Annotated in this window: 12 protein-coding genes, 3 tRNA genes, 1 rRNA gene and 1 pseudogene; 11 read left to right on the plus strand and 6 right to left on the minus strand. The window is 68.9% G+C overall.

Annotated features, from left to right (window positions below; genetic code table 11):
• Positions 1 to 91: ribosomal RNA gene (locus CLV70_RS37980) — 16S ribosomal RNA — on the minus strand; the annotation flags it as partial.
• A 483-nt stretch (positions 92 to 574) separates the two neighbouring features.
• Positions 575 to 1,417, minus strand: a complete 843-nt coding sequence (locus CLV70_RS37985) for a Rieske (2Fe-2S) protein (RefSeq protein WP_245908802.1) — start codon at positions 1,415 to 1,417, stop codon at positions 575 to 577.
• 122 nt (positions 1,418 to 1,539) lie between these two features.
• On the opposite strand from CLV70_RS37985, the gene CLV70_RS37990 reads away from it, so the two are divergent.
• Positions 1,540 to 2,373, plus strand: a complete 834-nt coding sequence (locus tag CLV70_RS37990; protein WP_158277939.1) for an MEDS domain-containing protein — start codon at positions 1,540 to 1,542, stop codon at positions 2,371 to 2,373.
• A gap of 84 nt (positions 2,374 to 2,457) precedes the next feature.
• Here CLV70_RS37990 and CLV70_RS37995 read toward each other — a convergent pair whose 3' ends face one another.
• Positions 2,458 to 3,819: a dihydrolipoyl dehydrogenase family protein gene (locus CLV70_RS37995; protein ID WP_106131463.1), complete on the minus strand. Its 1,362-nt coding sequence runs from the start codon at positions 3,817 to 3,819 to the stop codon at positions 2,458 to 2,460.
• Positions 3,820 to 3,859: 40 nt separating this feature from the next.
• Between CLV70_RS37995 and CLV70_RS38000 the strand changes: the two genes are divergently transcribed.
• Both CLV70_RS38000 and CLV70_RS38005 read left to right on the plus strand, forming a co-directional pair.
• Positions 3,860 to 4,957: a serine hydrolase domain-containing protein gene (locus CLV70_RS38000; protein WP_245908803.1), complete on the plus strand. Its 1,098-nt coding sequence runs from the start codon at positions 3,860 to 3,862 to the stop codon at positions 4,955 to 4,957.
• A gap of 60 nt (positions 4,958 to 5,017) precedes the next feature.
• On the plus strand, positions 5,018 to 5,878 hold the full coding sequence (locus CLV70_RS38005; RefSeq protein ID WP_146164336.1) for a hypothetical protein: 861 nt from the start codon (positions 5,018 to 5,020) through the stop codon (positions 5,876 to 5,878).
• Positions 5,879 to 5,991: 113 nt separating this feature from the next.
• Here CLV70_RS38005 and CLV70_RS38010 read toward each other — a convergent pair whose 3' ends face one another.
• Both CLV70_RS38010 and CLV70_RS38015 read right to left on the minus strand, forming a co-directional pair.
• Entirely contained in the window at positions 5,992 to 7,326 is a 1,335-nt protein-coding gene (locus CLV70_RS38010; RefSeq protein WP_106131466.1) for a cryptochrome/photolyase family protein, read from the minus strand.
• A 1-nt stretch (position 7,327) separates the two neighbouring features.
• Positions 7,328 to 8,233 (minus strand): phytoene/squalene synthase family protein, encoded by a 906-nt coding sequence (locus CLV70_RS38015; protein ID WP_106131474.1) that lies wholly within the window; start codon positions 8,231 to 8,233, stop codon positions 7,328 to 7,330.
• A 66-nt stretch (positions 8,234 to 8,299) separates the two neighbouring features.
• Here CLV70_RS38015 and CLV70_RS38020 point away from each other — a divergent pair, with 66 nt between their 5' ends.
• The 8 genes and pseudogenes from CLV70_RS38020 (at position 8,300) to CLV70_RS38050 (ending at position 13,927) form a co-directional block, all read left to right on the plus strand.
• Positions 8,300 to 9,532, plus strand: a complete 1,233-nt coding sequence (locus CLV70_RS38020) for a polyprenyl synthetase family protein (RefSeq protein ID WP_425440282.1) — start codon at positions 8,300 to 8,302, stop codon at positions 9,530 to 9,532.
• Positions 9,533 to 9,647: 115 nt separating this feature from the next.
• On the plus strand, positions 9,648 to 11,165 hold the full coding sequence (gene crtI / locus CLV70_RS38025; RefSeq protein WP_106131467.1) for a phytoene desaturase family protein: 1,518 nt from the start codon (positions 9,648 to 9,650) through the stop codon (positions 11,163 to 11,165).
• A gap of 44 nt (positions 11,166 to 11,209) precedes the next feature.
• Positions 11,210 to 11,785 (plus strand): isopentenyl-diphosphate Delta-isomerase, encoded by a 576-nt coding sequence (idi, locus tag CLV70_RS38030; RefSeq protein ID WP_106131468.1) that lies wholly within the window; start codon positions 11,210 to 11,212, stop codon positions 11,783 to 11,785.
• Positions 11,775 to 11,997 (plus strand): annotated as a pseudogene (locus tag CLV70_RS42050) (MerR family transcriptional regulator); the annotation flags it as partial. The gene idi and the pseudogene CLV70_RS42050, both read left to right, overlap by 11 nt.
• A gap of 59 nt (positions 11,998 to 12,056) precedes the next feature.
• Entirely contained in the window at positions 12,057 to 13,055 is a 999-nt protein-coding gene (locus tag CLV70_RS38035; protein ID WP_342750453.1) for a B12-binding domain-containing protein, read from the plus strand.
• 569 nt (positions 13,056 to 13,624) lie between these two features.
• Positions 13,625 to 13,697: transfer RNA gene (locus CLV70_RS38040), tRNA-Glu, on the plus strand.
• 48 nt (positions 13,698 to 13,745) lie between these two features.
• A tRNA-Asp gene (locus CLV70_RS38045) sits at positions 13,746 to 13,822 on the plus strand.
• 28 nt (positions 13,823 to 13,850) lie between these two features.
• Positions 13,851 to 13,927, plus strand: a tRNA-Phe gene (locus tag CLV70_RS38050).
• Between the two features lie 741 nt (positions 13,928 to 14,668).
• On the opposite strand, the gene CLV70_RS38065 is transcribed toward CLV70_RS38050, so the two are convergent.
• The gene (locus CLV70_RS38065; RefSeq protein WP_106131472.1) at positions 14,669 to 15,271 is read right to left on the minus strand and encodes a DUF4232 domain-containing protein; all 603 of its coding nucleotides are present in this window, start codon (positions 15,269 to 15,271) and stop codon (positions 14,669 to 14,671) included.
• Positions 15,272 to 16,465 lie beyond the last annotated feature (1,194 nt).

Raw genomic sequence — 16,465 nt, forward strand, 5'->3', positions numbered from 1 at the left:
GAGTACCCCCGAAAGGGCCTTTCCGCTCGACTTGCATGTGTTAAGCACGCCGCCAGCGTTCGTCCTGAGCCAGGATCAAACTCTCCAACAAAAACTTGAAAAGCTCCTCCCAGCAACATCAAATGCTGCCAAAGGAATCCAACCAGACCTCAGCCTGGCCGGGATAAATCATCAATTGGCACTGGCTTATCAAGCACCCTGTTGAGTTCTCAAAGAACAACCACACACCGAGAAACTTGCCGCCTTGCTTGGCGACCCGCCCTCGGGGCACTCGTTCAACTTTACTAGGTCTTTCAGGCCCTGTCAACCGGTATATCCCGGTTCGTGCCGTTCGTCCCTAGCGCACCCTTCGTCCCGGGTTCGGGGCGCGCTGCACAGGGCAGCATCGCTACGATCCCGAAGTTCGAAGGATTTGGCAGGACGGCCGGTAGCTGATCTCCCTGGTCACCCAGGTCGTTCTGCTTGCCTCGCCCGTTTCCCTGCCGGCTCGCAAAACATTACCCGGTCGTTCCCTGGGCGCCAAATCGGCCCCCCGTGTCGCCGACCACACGGCTTTGAGCTGGGAGAACGCGGCTCAGGGCGTCGCGACCGAGAGAACCCCGTTGCGGATCCGGGTGCGCAACGTGGGTTGGTCCCCTGTCGCCGGCCCGTGCATTGCTGCTCCGTCCCGCAGGCGGAAGGTGCTCCCGTGCCACGGGCAGACGATGCACGCGTCCGCCCCGCTGCCCTCGACCTCTCCCTCGCCGAGCGGGCCGCGCTGGTGACCGCACTCCTCCACCATGGCGGTGACCTCGTCCCCCAACCGATAGAGGAGCACGCGTACGCCGCCGATCGTGCGTACGGTCGGGCGACCCTCGGGAAGGGCGGAGACCTGGCCCACCTCGGCCCAGTCGTCCGGCAGGTTGAAGAGCTCGGACGACGCGACGTTCACGCCGGCGCCCTGCTGATACGACAGGTGACCGCCCAGGTAAGCACCGCTGCCGGCCACGGACAGACCGGCGTACGCGAGGACCCGCCCCCATCCGTGCCTCCCGGAGAAGCGTGCGGCGAGCGACCCGACGTAGAGCCCGAGAGCGATGCTGTTGGCAGCCGCGTGCACCAGGCCGACCCGGCGCTGGTCCGGTCGCAGGGACGACCAGTCGACCAGCCCCGCGGCGATGGCCGGTGCCGTCGACGCCGTGCCGACCGCGATGAGGGTGGTCGCGGCCCTGCGCTGGCCGGGCAGCGCGTCCATGACGGCGGCGCTCATGAAGGCGCCGACGGGAACCTGCACGAGTACGGGATGCAGCGGATGACCGAGCCAGGTGCCATGCAGCACGTCCCGGAGCCGCTGGGGCTTGACGACGTTCTGCACGGCGCTCTGAAGTCGGTCACTGACCGCATCAAGGGCGGAGGCCTTCTCGAGCCGGGAGATCATCTGCCGCAACATGCGATCCAGTTACCCAGACGAGCGGCGACCATGCCCGGCATGGCTGCGCACCGTTACGGGTACGTAGCGAGGCCCGCCACAGAGGAGGACACATGGCCGCCACGACACCGGTGGACCGGCTCGGCCCGGGCGATCACGCGTGCATGACCTTCTCCGATCCTCAGGAGCGTCTCGACATCATCACCGCGTTCGTCAGCGCGGGGCGGACCCGAGGCGACAAGATCCTCTGCTTCACGGACACGATCGACGATCTCCGCTCCGAGCTGCTCGAACGCGGACTTGAAGCCGGACCGGAGATCACGATCATGCCCAGCGCGCAACTCTGGGGCGGCGCGGCGGCCCCCGACGCGGCGACCATGGTCGAGCTACTGGCGCGGGAGCTGCAGCGGGCGCTCGCGGAGGGATGCACCGGGCTCAGAATCACCGCGGACATGTGCTGGGCGGCACGACCGCAAGCCAACGCGGAGCAGCTCCTCGTCTTCGAGTCGGAGATCGGCCGGCTCTTCGCAGATGGGCAGCTCACAGCCATCTGTGAGTACGACCGGGAAAGCTTCGACCCTGTGACGCTCGGCTACGCAGCCCGGGTGCATCCGCGTACGGTCGCGGCGACGGTCTACCACGAGGACCGGGCGTTGCGGATCTGCCGCCAGCACATACCGCCTGGTGTACGCGCCGCAGGCGAACTCGACGATGCCCACGCTGAGGTGCTCAGCGATGCCCTGGCCGAGGCCGTACGGCTGGACCGGGACATCCACCTCAACCTGAACCAGCTGCGTCACCTCGACCCGGGAGCCGCGGGAGTCATCCGGCGAACCGCCGCCGACCTGCCCGCCCAACGCCGCATGATCGTGGTCTGCTCCGAGGCGGTCGAGCGGACGTTGACGCAGGTGGGGGCCGCGAACGTACCGGCCCTTCGCATGTTGGTTCGCCATGGGGAGCGCTGAGCCGGCGGGCTCGGCAGCGAGCCTCCGGCTGCAAGCCGGTGGCAAGCCATCGAACGACCGAAATCGCAGGTGTCCTCCCTTCGCCTAGAGCTCCCGCAATGCGTCGCCGATCGCCCGGTGGAACGTGGGGTAAGCCCAGATGGTGGCCCGGAGCGTGTCGATCGGCACTGCCGCCTTCACCGCAACCGACAGAGCGCCGACGACCTCACCGCCGGACGGGCCGGCGCTCGTGGCGCCGACCAGCACGCCTCGGTCTCCGTCCGCGATCACCTTGATGAAGCCCTCGTTGCCCGGGCCGTGGATGAATCCTCGAGACGATGAGGGCAGGCTCGAGTAGCCGACCCGTACGTCGATCCCCGCGTCCCGGGCCTGCTTCTCTGTGAGCCCGACCGCGCCGATCTCCGGATCGGTGAATGTCACGCGCGGTCTCGCGCGGTAGTCCGCGGGCGGACCGCCCTGCCCGAGGATGTCGCGGACCGCGATGTCGGCCTCGTACATCGCCATGTGGGTGAAGGCTCCGTTGCCGGTGACGTCCCCGACTGCCCAGAGCTGGTCGCTCGCGCGCATCCATTCGTCGGTCGCGAGGAACCGCGCTCCCGGGTCGAGGCCGATCGTGTCGAGGCCGAGTCCGTCGAGCCGGGCGGCCCGGCCGGTCGCGATCAGCAGCCGCTCACCGGTCACCGTCGAGCCTTCCGACAGCGTGACGGCGAACAGGCCCTCCGAGTGCTCGACGTGCTCAGCGCGTACACCGGTAAGGGCTTGAATGCCGTCTTTGGCTAGTGCGGCGGAGACTGCCTCGGAACTCTCCGGCTCTTCCATCGCCAGGAGGCGGTCGCTGCCCTCGATGACCGTGACGTCGACGCCGAAACGCGCCATGACCTGGGAGAGCTCGAGACCGATCGCCCCACCGCCGAGGACGAGCAGGGTGGCCGGCAGGGTCTCGGCCTCGACCACCCGGCGATTCGTCCAGTACGGCGTGCCGGCCAGCCCGGGAATGGGCGGGATGACCGCGGCGGTGCCTGTGGCGACGACAAGGCCGCGGCGTGCCCGGAACTCCTGCTCGCCCACCCGCACCCGGCCTGGTCCGACGATGGACGCGCGGCCGCGCACGAACTGCCCGCCCTTGCCGACGAAGCGGTCGACCGCAACCTTGTCGTCCCAGGTGTCGGTCGCTTCCTCCCGGATCCGGCGAGCGACCGGAGCCCAGTCGGGCCGGACCTGCGACGATCCGGCGAGCCCCGGGATGCGCCGCGCCTCGGCGAGCGCGTTGCCGGCCCGGGTCATCATCTTGGTGGGAATGCAGCCCCAGTACGGGCACTCGCCGCCCACGAGCGTGTGCTCCACGCCGACCACTGACAGCCCTGCCTCGGCAAGCCGGCCGGCAGCTTCCTCACCACCCACGCCGAGCCCGATGACGACCACGTCCACCTGCTGCTCTTCAGCCATACCGGTCAGCCTTCCACCATTCGCGGGTACGGTGCCGGACGTGTCTGACGACCTGTGGATAAACGGCGGGGTGGCCCCCGGGTACGAGCCGGCGCGCGAGGCGTTCGCCCAGCACAGGAGCGGTGGGTCGGCGCTGTGTGTGCTGCGCCATGGCGAGACGGTGGTGGACCTGAGGGAGGGCTGGCGCGACAGCGGACGCACCCGGATGTGGGACCCACGAACGCTGGTCAACGTCTATTCGGTGGGCAAACCGGTGATCGCCACGGCGGTCCTGCTGCTGATCGACCGCGGGTTGGTCGACCTCGACGATCCGGTGTCCCGGCACTGGCCGGAGTTTCGGACGCCAGCCACCGTACGGCAGGTGCTGACCCATACGGCGGGACTGCCGTTCTTTCCGGTGCCCAGGGATGCCTCCGCGTGGAGCGACTGGGAGCTGCTCTGCGGCGACCTGGCCGGCGCGGAACCGGAGTGGCCGCCGGGGACGGTCGCTGCGGAGCACGCCCTCACCTACGGTCACCTGCTCGGTGAGATCGTGCGGCGCGTCACGGGGCGTGCCCCCGGCGCTTTCGTCGCCGACGAGATCGCCCGGCCGTGGGGGTTGGACTTCGGTTTCGGTCTGCACGCCGCTGATCTGGACCGTTGCGCGGAACTGGAATTCGACGCACCCGACCGACCGGCCCAGATGCTCGGCGATGCCGCGTCGGTGCACGCACGGGCCGTCGCGAACCCCCAGGGTGCCCGTGACCTTGCGGTCGTGAACGGCGACCTGTGGCGTACTGCCGTCGTACCCGCGGTGAACTTGCATACGACCGCCGAGGCCGTGGCGCGCTTCTACGCCGGGCTGCTGGCCGGCGGCGAACTCGACGGGCATCGGCTGCTCAGCGGGACGCTGGTCGATGAGGCGACCAGTGCTCAGTTCATCGGCTTCGACCATTTCATCGGCCAGGAAACAACCTGGGGCCTGGGCGTTCAGCTGGAGAACGACGGCACATGGGGCATGGGCGGGCTGGGCGGAAGCGCCGGGTGGGCCGATCCCGCGCGCGGTCACGCGATCGCCTACGTGACGCGACAGCTGGGCGGATTCGAACGGGTGACCGCCCTGGATGCCGCGATCGCCTCGGTGGAACCCCTCATCTAGCAATCGGCACGACCGATTCAGAACCCCCGCGGAAGAGAAACACCGAGGAAGGGGGCGGTCATGAGAAGGCGATGGCAGGCAGGGCTGGTGTCTGTTGTTCTCATGACCGCGGCCCTGGCGCTGCCCGCGGCATCGTCCGCGGGCAGCGCCGGCCTCACCGCTGCTCCGGTGGGCACCCGCGCCATGTGGCTCTGGGGCGAGGACCCGGCCGCCGAGGTCGTGGACTGGGCCTACCGGAAGAACGTCTCGGAAATCTTCGTCTACGTCTCGCCGTCTGCGCTGACCAACGGTGACCTGGCCCGGTTGCAGGAGATGGCGGAACTCGCGGCCCCGCTCAAGATCAAGCTGCGTGCGCTCGGCGGAGACCCCGCGTGGGTCACCGACCACGCCGCTGCGCTCGCCTGGCAGCGCACCGTCGTCGGCACCGGCCTCTTCTCCGGCATCCATGTCGATGTCGAGCCCTACCTGGCCGCCGGTTGGGCATCCGACCTGCAGGGGACGCAGAACGCGTACCTGAAACTGCTGGACAAGATGCGGCTCGCCAGCACGCTTCCGCTCGAGGCGGATGTCCCGTTCTGGTTCGGCGAGTACAAGGTCGGGCGGAAGAATCTGGCGGACGAGGTGCTGCGGCGGGTCAACGCCGTGACGGTCATGAGCTACCGCGACACCGGCACAGGGACGAACTCCATGCTGGCGATCAGCCAGGACTGGCTGGCGCGCGGGAAGACCGCCGGCAAGCGGGTGCGGCTGGGTGCGGAGACGGGCCCGCTGGCGGATTGTTCGTATTGCACGTTCGCCGAGGAGGGCGCGACTCGCCTGCAGGAGGAGCTGGCCGAAGTGGACGCGGCGACGAGGACGACCGCGGCCTTCGCGGGCATCGCGGTGCACCACTACGGCTCGTGGCGGACGCTGCCGGCCTGAGGTTTCCCGCCCCGGACCCGTGGGCAGGTTGTCGCGGGTCCTGCCGGCCTTCAACGGACGAACGCAACGGGTCGGCAGGACCCGCTTTCCACCCGGCGAACCGGTTGGAAATCTCATGGCCTCAACCAGACCGCTTCATCGCGATGCGACTCCAGCGGTGCCGGATAGTCCAAGCTTGCCCGAACCGTATCCGGCAGGCGCCAGGGTTGGTGCACGGCCTTACCCGAGATCGCCTTCAGCTCCGGTACGTAGCGACGAACGTACACGCCGTCGGGGTCGAAGCGCTCGGCCTGCCGGATCGGATTGAATCGGCGGTAAGGCTTCGTGTCGTTGCCGGTGCCCGCCACCCACTGCCAATTGCCCGAATTGTTAGCGACGTCCCCATCGTTGAGCCACCGGAAGAACCACTTCACGCCGTCGCGCCAGTCGAGGCCGAGATGCTTGGTCAGGAACGCAGCAGTTATCAGGCGAGCACGGTTGTGCATGTATCCCTCGGCCTGCAACTGCCGCATGCCCGCGTCGACGACCGGCACTCCGGTGAGCCCGTCCTTCCAGTGCTGGAGCGCGTCGGGATCGGGGCGCCAGTCGCCATCCCCAGCCGTGCGGTAAGCCTCCGTCGACATCTTCGGGAACGCGTAAGTGACCTGGTAGTAGAAGTCCCGCCAGCCCAGCTGGCGGACGAAAGCAGCCGGTCCCGCGCCGTCCTCGGCTCGCGCGACGTTCGCCACGGTCAAGGGCGAAAGGCAACCGAAGCGCAGGTACGCACTGAGCCGCGAGGTTCCGTCGGCGGCCAGATCGTCGTGCAGGTCGTCGTAGGGCCCGATGTGCCGCAGCCAGGTTCGGAGGCGGCGCTTGCCCTCGGTCTCGCCACCGACCAGCGCGTGGGGTGACTCCCCCGCGGGCAGCTCGGGCAGCCTTCCGACCATGATCTGCTCCGGCAGGGCGATCCGGGTCGGGGCAGGTGCCTCGTCGCGCCACTTCGCAGACTCCCACGCGCGGTAATAGGGCGAGAAGACCCGGTAGTGCCCTCCGCCTCCGCCCGGGCTCACCTCGCCAGGGGAAACCACCGTGGTGCCGGGGAAGAGCCGCAACGACATGCGATGGTGCTCGCACTCCTCGGCGAGGCGGCGCTCGCGGCGCCGGGCGTAATTACTGACGTCCTGGGCGACCGCGATGCCCTCCGCCTCCACCTCCCGCGCGATTTTGATGGTCTCGGCCACCGGATCGCCCTCACGGATGACCAGGTCGCCGCCGAGCCGGCGAAGTGCCTTCCCGAGGTCAGCAAGGCTCTCGTGCAGGAATCGCGCGCGGTTGGGCGACAGCGCGTGCAGATGCGGGTCCAGGACGAAGAGGGGCACGACGCGCTCGGCGCTGGAGCAGGCCGCCGCGAGCGCCGGGTTGTCGTGCACCCGGAGATCCCGGGTGAACAGGACGATCGCCGTACGCATGTCAGCCCCGCGCCAGGGCAGGGATCGGCGTGCCCGGCCGGGTCAGGACCGACCGCACCGCCACCCGGGCACGCCGGGGATTGGGCACGGTCGCCCGGCGGACGAACACGTCGTAATCCGCGGCGGCCACCTCGTCGAGAATGCCCGCGTACAGCTGGTAGGCCGTTCGCATGCAGGCCTGCGAGCCCGGAAGCAGAAGGGGGATGCCTGGCGCGGCGGCGGCGTAGTGCTCGTCCGCGCGGGCCACTTCGGCCCGGATGAGCGCTTTGATGGACGGGGTCGATCGACCGGCGGCCCGCGCCTCGAGGAGGTCGTCACGAGTGACGCCGTGTTCGGCGAGATGCGCATCGGGAAGGTAAGTGCGCCCACGGTCGAGGTCTTCGCCGACGTCGCGGATGAAGTTGGTCAGCTGGAACGCCAGACCCAGCTGGCGGGCCGGCTCCCGGGCGGCGACCGGATCGCTCGAGCCGAGGATGGGCAGCATCATCGTGCCGATGACGGCTGCCGAGCCCTCCATGTATTCAAGAAGGTCGTCGTAAGTCGCATACGAGGTGACGGTCAGGTCCATCGCCATGCTGCGCAGGAACGAATCGAAGTCGTCGACGCTCAGGTCGAACACCGCGATGGTGTGCAGCACCGCCGGGAGCAGGGGGTCATCGACGCGTTCTCCCCGGAGACCGGCGACGAAGCTGTCGGACCACTCCGTCAACCGCGCGGCGCGCTCGGCCGGTGGAAGGTCCTCGGTGCGATCGACGATCTCGTCGGCGTAGCGGGTAAATCCATAGAGCGCGTGCACATGACGTCGCTTCCAGAGGGGTAGGAGGCGGGTAGCCAGGTAATACGTGCGGCCATGGCTCCGATGCAGCTCACGACAGCGCTCGTAGGCCGCTGCCAGATCTGTCTCCACCGGGCCTCCTCAGAAGAATCGACTCACGAATCGACGCAACACGCAGCCTACGGTATCGTCTCCTCCGTGGCCAACGACATCCTCGAGGGAACCCGCCGATTCGGCGTCCCCCATCAGCCGATCCCCGCGGACGGCCTGGTGAACGCTGTCGAGGGGACGCTGGCCGAGTTTCTGGCCGGCCAGATCGCCGCCCTCGACGCCGTTGACCCGGCACTCGGCATGTTCGCCAGGACGACCCGTGACCTGGTGCTTGCCGGCGGCAAACGACTCAGACCCACCTTCGCCTACTGGGGCTGGCGCGGCATGCTCGGCTCCCGTGAGCCGGTCGACTCCGTCCTTCCCGCGCTGGCGGCGCTGGAGCTCATGCATACGTTCGCGCTGGTGCACGACGACGTCATGGACGGCTCCGCGACTCGTCGCGGCCGCCCGACGGCGCACCGCCTCTTCGCCACTCAGCATGAAATCGCCGGCCGGTCCGGCGACTCCGAGCAGTTCGGCTCGACCTCCGCCATCCTCGTGGGTGACTTGTGCCTCGTGTGGGCAGACCAGCTGCTGGCGCAGACGGCGGTGACCACGGCAACGCTCTTCGGGGTGCGCGCCTGCTACGACCGTATGCGCGTCGAGGCCGTCGCGGGCCAATATCTCGATGTGCTGGGCGAGACCCAGCCGGACGAGTGGTCGCTCGAACGAGCACTGGTCGTCGCTCGCCACAAGACGGCGAGCTACACCGTGCAGCGTCCGCTGCAGTTCGGGCTCGCACTCGCCGGCCCGATGCGCAGGATGGCACCCGCCATCAACGAGGCCTACGACTCCTACGGCATAGCGGTCGGCGAAGCCTTCCAGCTGCGCGACGATCTCCTCGGTGTCTACGGAGACCCTAAGGTCACGGGCAAACCGGCAAGCGACGACTTGCGTACGCGGAAGCCCACTGCCCTTCTCATGCTTGCCCACAGGCTCGCCACCCCGGCCCAGCGGGCCGAGCTGGCGCAGACACCCGCCGGAGCCGTCATCCCCGCCGACGGCTCCGGCGGGCCCCTCTCCACCGCGATGAAGCTTCCGGGATCGGCCCGAGACGTCGCGGTGCGCGAGGCGGCGACCGACGAAGCGCTGTCGATGGAGGCGAGGATCGCCCGTCAGGCGGAGGTCATCGCGGAGACCGGGGCGGTGTCCCAGGTGGAAGCGATGATCCGGCAGCGCGTCGACCAGGCGGTCAGCGCCATCCAGAACGCGCCGATCCATCACGATGCGCGTGCGGCTCTCATAGACCTGGCCATGACCGCGACCCACAGGCCAGCATGATGGGGTCTTCGATCGGAGCTCGACCCCTTGCTTCCCGGCTATCACCCGACCGGGTGCTGGCCACCCGCCCGACACCCGGGCTGGTGCCTTCCCCTCGACCTCTGGAGATGGTGACGTGCGGAGAGTGACAGGACCGACCGACCGCGTGGTCGTAGTCGGTGCCGGGCTCGGCGGCCTGGCATGTGCGCTCCATCTCGCTGCCGCGGGCCGGCAGGTGACCGTCGTCGAACGCGAGCCGGTGCCGGGTGGCCGCGCAGGAAGACTGTCGCTCGACGGATACGAGTTCGACACCGGTCCGACGGTGCTGACCATGCCCGAGCTCATCGCCGAGCCGCTGGCCGCCGTGGGCGAGAAGCTGATCGACTGGCTCGAGCTGCTCCCCCTGGACCCTGCCTATCGGGCGTACTACCCCGACGGCTCCACCCTGGACGTTCTGACCGACACCGTGCGCATGGCGGCGGAGATATCCCGGGTATGCGGGCCCCGGGAAGCCGACGGCTACCTGCAGTTCGTGGACTTCGCGCGGAAGCTCTGGCAGCTGGAGCGCAACAATTTCATCGACCGCAACCTGGATACCCCGATCGACCTACTCAACCTGAACCTGGTCAAGCTGCTGGGAATGGGCGGGTTCCGCAGACTGCAGCCGAAGATCAACCAGTACTTCCGGGATCCCCGTACCCAGCGGATCTTCTCCTTCCAGGCCATGTACGCCGGGCTGGCGCCGCACGACGCTCTTGCCATCTACGCCGTGATCGCGTATCTCGACTCCGTCGCCGGCGTGTACTTCCCGCGCGGCGGCATGCACGCCGTGCCGAAGGCCCTGGCGGGCGCGGCCGAGAAACACGGCGTGCAGTTCCGGTACGAGACCACGGTGGCGCGCGTCGAGACCACCGGCGGACGCGCTACCGGGGTCATCACCGACTCGGGCGAGCGCATCGCCGCTGATGTCGTGGTGCTCAACCCGGACCTGCCGATCGCCTATCGGGACCTGCTGCCGTCCAGCGCAAGGCGGCGGAAACTGCGCTATTCGCCGTCGTGCGTGGTGCTCCACATCGGTTCGGACCGGGCCTACTCGAAGATCGCGCACCACAACATCCACTTCGGAGCGTCGTGGAAGGGCACCTTCGACGAGGTCATCCGGCAGGGATTGCTGATGAGCGACCCGTCACTGCTGGTCACCAATCCCAGCCACAGCGACCCGGGGGTGGCGCCGCCCGGGAGGCAGACCTATTACGTCCTCGCCCCGACGCCGAATCTTGAGGCGGCACCGTTCGACTGGCACGGCGGGCTGGGACGGCGCTACGCCGACGAGGTGCTGGGCGTTCTCGAAACACGCGGCTACATCGGCTTCCGGGACGGCGTGCAGGTGGAGCAGATCATCACGCCGGACGACTGGGCCGCCCAGGGAATGGCGGCCGGCACGCCCTTCGCGTCGTCGCACACCTTTGCGCAGACGGGGCCGTTCCGCCCCGGAAACCTGCACCCGTCGCTACCGAACGTAGTATTCACCGGCTCCGGCACCCAGCCCGGAGTGGGGGTTCCGATGGTGCTGATCTCCGGCAAATTGGCTGCCTCCCGCATCACCGGCTCGGCGAGCGGAATCGGTCCGCTCGCGGGAGTTCGCCATGAATGACGAGGGAGCTCGCCATGAGTGACGTAGGAAGGGAGGAGACGGCCATGACCGCGTCGCGCGAGGCCCACCTGGTGGAGCTCGTCGACCCCGACGGAGCCCCGGTCGGTGAGATCACCGTCGACGAGGCGCACCGAGCTCCCGGGCGGCTGCATCGGGCCTTTTCGGTGTTCCTCCAGGACGCCTCCGGACGCGTGCTGCTGCAACAACGAGCGGCCGTCAAGACCCGCTTCCCCCTGCGCTGGGCCAACACCTGCTGCGGTCACCCGCTGCCCTCGGAGCCCCTCGACGTCGCCGCCAAACGTCGCCTCATCGAAGAGGTCGGCGTAGAAGGCGTGGAGCTGGCCGAGGTCGGGGTGTATTCGTACTACGCCGAGGATCCATCCACCGGGCGCGTGGAGTACGAGTACGACCACGTGCTGCTGGGGCGCCTCGACGCCGACGCCGAGTTGTTGCCCGATCCTGACGAGGTTGCGGACGTGCGCTGGGTGACGCTCGACGATCTGCGCACCGCGCTGGCTCAGGAGCCTCGGGCGTACGCGCCGTGGCTCGCCGGGGTTGCCGACCGCCTCCGGCAGCATCTCCACCGCACCGACACGGCGGAGTCGTCGGGTGGCCGATGAGGCCCTGACGGCCGGCGCGGTGGCTCGCCGCCTGGGGGTGGCCGTCACCACGCTACGAACCTGGCACCAGCGATACGGGCTGGGGCCGAGCCACCACGTGCCCGGGCACCACCGGCGGTACACCCGCGAGGACCTGGAACGGCTCCAGGTCATGCGCCGGCTCACCGCCCAGGGGGTCGCCCCGGCGGAGGCTGCGGCGTGGGCTCGACGCGTACCCATGCCGCTCGATGTGTCGCCACCTAGCGACACCTCCGGCGGCGCGGCGGCGCAGATGCGGGGCGGGGATAGCGACAGAAGCTCGACGCCCGAAACTGCGGCCGACGTGGGTAGCGGCCGAGGCGCAGCGCCAGGGGCCGCGACCGGTTCGGAAAGCGACGGCGCCGGCGATTCCCAGGCCGGTGCTGACGGCTACCCGAGCGGCCCCGGCGGCTCCCGGCCTGGCTTCGGCGATTCCCGGCCTGGCTCCGGGGGCTCCGCGTCTGATGCCGGCGACGTCGTGCCCCTTCACGGGGGCAGGGCGGGGCGCGGCAGGTCGATCGATGTGGTGTGGCCCGAGTTCGCCGGCTCGCTGACGGTCAGCACTCGCGACGGCGGCGGGCACACCATTCGTACGGGTAGAGCCGGGCCCGCTGCCCGCGGCCTGGCGCGCGCCGCCATGCGTCTCGACGGGCCCTCGTTACGCGACATCCTGGAGATGGCCGTGGCCGGACGGGGCGTGGTCGGCGCGTGGGAAGAAGTCATCATGCCGGTGCTGATCGGCATCGGCGACCGCTACGAGGCGACGCGACGGTTCATCGAGGTCGAGCATCTGATCTCGCGCAGCGTGACCGAGGTGCTCGGCACTGTGGCCCGGCCGCCGACTGGGCAGGTGCCACGCGTGCTCCTCGCCGCAGCCGACGAGGAGCAGCACACTCTGCCGTTGGAGGCCCTCGCGGCGGCACTTGCCGAGGCCGGGGTCGCCAGCCGGTTCTTCGGTGCCCGTGTGCCCACCCCGGCTTTGATCGACGCAGTGGCGCGTACGGGGCCGGCCGCGGTGGTGCTGTGGTCACAGCTGCCCGAGACCGGCGACCCCGAGCAGTGGGTGCAATTGTTGTCCTCGGGCCACGCGCCGCTGCTGTCCGCGGCGGCCGGGCCGGGCTGGCCGGCCGACGGGCTGCCGGAGGGCGTTGTGCGGATCGGCAGCTTGCAGGAGGGCGTCCGGCTCGTGGCGGCGGCCGCGGCACCCGAGCTTCCCGACTTCCCGACCGGACGCGCGCAGCAAAGCCAGTAAGAACGACAGTCGACCGTGTCGTAGTCGAGCCAGAAGCGCCCTGCAGCCGTCGCATCCACGATGCGCAGCGCACGGCGCAGCACGGCACGGCGCCGCGCAGCCCGCGCGGCACGGCACGGCACGGCACGGCCGATGCTGCCCTGGGCATCGTGGCGGTGTCCGCGACTGTTGTCGAGTCGACCGCTCGGCCGGCTACCGCGCGAGTCTGAGCCCTCTGGAAACCGGCTGGGGCGCTCAGCAGCTTCGCTGAGCATCCCGCATCCGCGAACCGCGTTCCGCACAGCAGGCCCACCAGCTCAGGCCCACCAGCTCACCCTGCGAACCCGCGTTCGGCCCGGGGCAACGCCGCGGTGGTGGGCGGGGCGGCGGCCGGCGGGACGTGGCGCTCGGCACACTCTGCGTGAGCTTTCCTCGCGCTCGGGGCGTTTTGGCTGGTCACAGCGGTGGCGCGGGGAGGGGGATACCGGTTTGGATGACGGGGGCGGCATCACGTATGCTTTCCAAGCCTCAAGCGGGGCCGGTTGGGGCCCAAGCCGCAGGAATTGCGAATGTGCAATGATGGCGGAGTTGCCCTCATCGTCTAGTGGCCTAGGACGCCGCCCTTTCAAGGCGGTAGCACGGGTTCGAATCCCGTTGGGGGTACGGACCGGCCTCGGTCAGAGCAAGTGTAAGAATGAGCAGTAACAGCAAGGTCCTGTGGAGCAGTTGGAGTGCTCGCCGCCCTGTCAAGGCGGAGGTCGCGGGTTCAAGTCCCGTCAGGACCGCCAGTGCTAGCCGCGAGAAGTTGTGCGGCACGGCCAGGTAGCTCAGTTGGTACGAGCGTCCGACTGAAAATCGGAAGGTCGGCGGTTCGACCCCGCCCCTGGCCACCAAGCCTCTCGCCGGGCTTTGAGCACCGCCCACCTGCGGAAACGCCGGTGGGCGTTTTGCTGTCCGGGTCATCCGGGACAGATCGTGTTGTCCGGTGATGACCCCGGATCCCCCATGATCACCTTCCTGAGATGCACGTTCGATGCATGCCCCTCGAGGCTGCTGGGCTCCACGAACGGGAAGTGCTCCTCGGGGTGCTGACCTACCCTGCCCGCATGAAAGCGCCGGCAGTCAGTGCCCTCGCGGCTTGGATCGCCCTGGGGATCAGCTTGATCAACCTCTGGTACAGCGTCGGCCGGGCGTACTGCGCGAGAGGAAGGCAAGCCCAGCAGCCCAGCTTGATCTTCTCGATTTTACAGACCGCGGCCGGTTGGAAGACCGACGTCCGCATCGTGATCACCAATCACGGACCGGCGGGTGATGAGAACGGTCGACGTCCAAACCTTCGACGAGGACGGCAGGTCTCTCGATCTCACCGACCCCGTCGTGAGCGCCCTCTGGCCGAGGATGCCCATTACGCGTCTCCACAACGGCCAATCGCTGTACCTAACACTGAACCGGAGCATCGAGACTCCGAGGGCCGTCAGCGCGCTGATCCGATGGCACGACGGTCGCTCCGATCAGCAAATCCGCTCTGTCGACCTGTCGTACCACCGCGTGAAACACCTCTCGAAGGCCGCGCTCCCAGTGGCGCGCCGGGAGTGGCGAACTCTCCCGGGCCGCGTCCGCTGCTGCGGGGAAGCTCAGACGACCGGGCTGATCGGACCGATGTAGGTGCCGGGGTGGGTGGCCGCGTCCTGGCGCAGCACGGAGACCGAGTCGTCGGGCCAGGCCACCGACGTGGGCTTCGCGGCGCCGGGCGCCGTCACCTCGACCATCTTGGGGGTCCAGCCGTCGGAGCCCGAAACGGTCAGGAAGGTGAGCTTGGCGGTCACGGTGTCGCCCGCCTTCATCATAATCTTGACCGTTTGGCCCTTCTGGCGCGGGAGTTCGTAGCGCGGCCCGTATGGGTTCACGTCCGGCCCGACCAGGGTGACCGCCGAATATCCGGAGATGGAGCAGTCGACGTCGCCGGTGTTGGTGAAGACCAGGGTGGCGTGCCGCTGGCCGGCCGCGGGCCCCAGCTTGATCGCCACGTCCAGGCCGGTGCAGGGATCGCCCGGGTTGGCCGGTCCGGAGTCGGAGGACACCGGCGCCGGCAATTCCGGAGCCGAAGCTTTCGGATTCGACGGGGCCTGATTCGAGCCGGTCGAAGCAGAGCCGGTCGATGCCGCGGGCGTCGCGCAGCCTGTCATCGTCAGCGCCGCCGCGACGGCGAACGTCCCAGCCAGTCCGATCTTCTTCATCGGGTACTCCTCGGTGGTCGGCGTTTGCTGAAGGCGAGTCAACCGCGCGCCGGCCGGCAGGTGAGCTGGTCTCCGTGGGACTGGCGCGTACCGGGGAGAAACGGCCGGTCGGGGGACACCTACGGTGAGGCGTCGACTACACGCGACCCCGGCAGGGGACGGAACGGGCTCGGGGGCGTTGCGGTGTGCTGGAGCGGAGGGTTGAGGTCCGCAAGCGGAGCGTTGCGGTCGGGCGCGGGGCGGCCGGGAGCGGAGCGAGGCGGGGTCGGGCGCGCAGCGGCCGGAGGGTGCCCCGCGCACGGCCCTGGCAGGTCGCGCAGCGGCCAGTGTCGACGGGAGTGACAGTCAGCACACTGCCCGTCGACTCCGACGCCGAGAAGGCCTTGGCCGCGACAGAAGCGGTCAGCGGCTAGCTAGCGGCTCCTCACACCGTGCTGGTGGGCGTAGTGCCTCCACTGCTCACGGATTGCTCACGCACGCGTTGACGGCGGACGACCCCAGACAACACGTAGCAGACAACGCGTAGCGACAACGCGAAGGCGCCGTGACCTGTGGGGAAGAGAGCACCTGCCAACCGTCGGCACCCGCCGACAAGCACACTCGCGGCCTGAAAATCGGAAGGTCGGCGGTTCGACCCCGCCCCTGGCCACCAAGCCTCTCGCCGGGCTTTGAGCACCGCCCACCCGCGGAAACGCCGGCTGGGCGTCTTGCTGTCCCAGGCTAAATCGCACCGGTGTTGTTGTCCTGTGGCCACCGCGGGCTTCCCATGATCACCGTTACAGTCTGCACGGAGTACCTCACGGACCCGGTGCGTTAACGGGTCCGAGCGGCCGCCATGCGGGATCGTGGGCCGCCGCGCAACTCGTCGATCGGCTACGACGATCGAAGACCGTCGACGAGTAGGCATGGACGCGGGCGGACCGGGACTCGCCGCGAGTCCACCGCCGGTTTCGCCAACCTGTGCCGTATTGGCGCCGCGGCACATCCGATTGCGTATCACGGCTCCGCCGACTGGCGGGTTTGATGGAGCAAATAGTCCAATCCGGGTGAAGCTATCGGCTCCGACGTCAACGCCGAGGGGCGTACAGGCGCCTATCAACACGGGAAATGCGCAGCGTTGCTGTAGATTGCGACCATGGGTGCGGACGAAGAGCTCGCCGAGCGGCTCCGGCAGTCCATCAGCCGTTTCGTTCG

The sequence above is a fragment of the Pseudosporangium ferrugineum genome (genome assembly GCF_003002065.1).
Classification (GTDB): domain Bacteria; phylum Actinomycetota; class Actinomycetes; order Mycobacteriales; family Micromonosporaceae; genus Actinoplanes; species Actinoplanes ferrugineus_A.

Coding starts and splice junctions, on each gene's coding strand:
- CLV70_RS37985 (WP_245908802.1), bottom strand. CDS start 1,417: ATGATCTCCCGGCTCGAGAAGGCCTCCGCCCTTGATGCGGTCAGTGAC.
- CLV70_RS37995 (WP_106131463.1), bottom strand. CDS start 3,819: ATGGCTGAAGAGCAGCAGGTGGACGTGGTCGTCATCGGGCTCGGCGTG.
- idi (WP_106131468.1), top strand. CDS start 11,210: ATGACCGCGTCGCGCGAGGCCCACCTGGTGGAGCTCGTCGACCCCGAC.
- CLV70_RS38005 (WP_146164336.1), top strand. CDS start 5,018: ATGAGAAGGCGATGGCAGGCAGGGCTGGTGTCTGTTGTTCTCATGACC.
- CLV70_RS38065 (WP_106131472.1), bottom strand. CDS start 15,271: ATGAAGAAGATCGGACTGGCTGGGACGTTCGCCGTCGCGGCGGCGCTG.
- CLV70_RS38035 (WP_342750453.1), top strand. CDS start 12,057: ATGCGGGGCGGGGATAGCGACAGAAGCTCGACGCCCGAAACTGCGGCC.
- CLV70_RS38010 (WP_106131466.1), bottom strand. CDS start 7,326: ATGCGTACGGCGATCGTCCTGTTCACCCGGGATCTCCGGGTGCACGAC.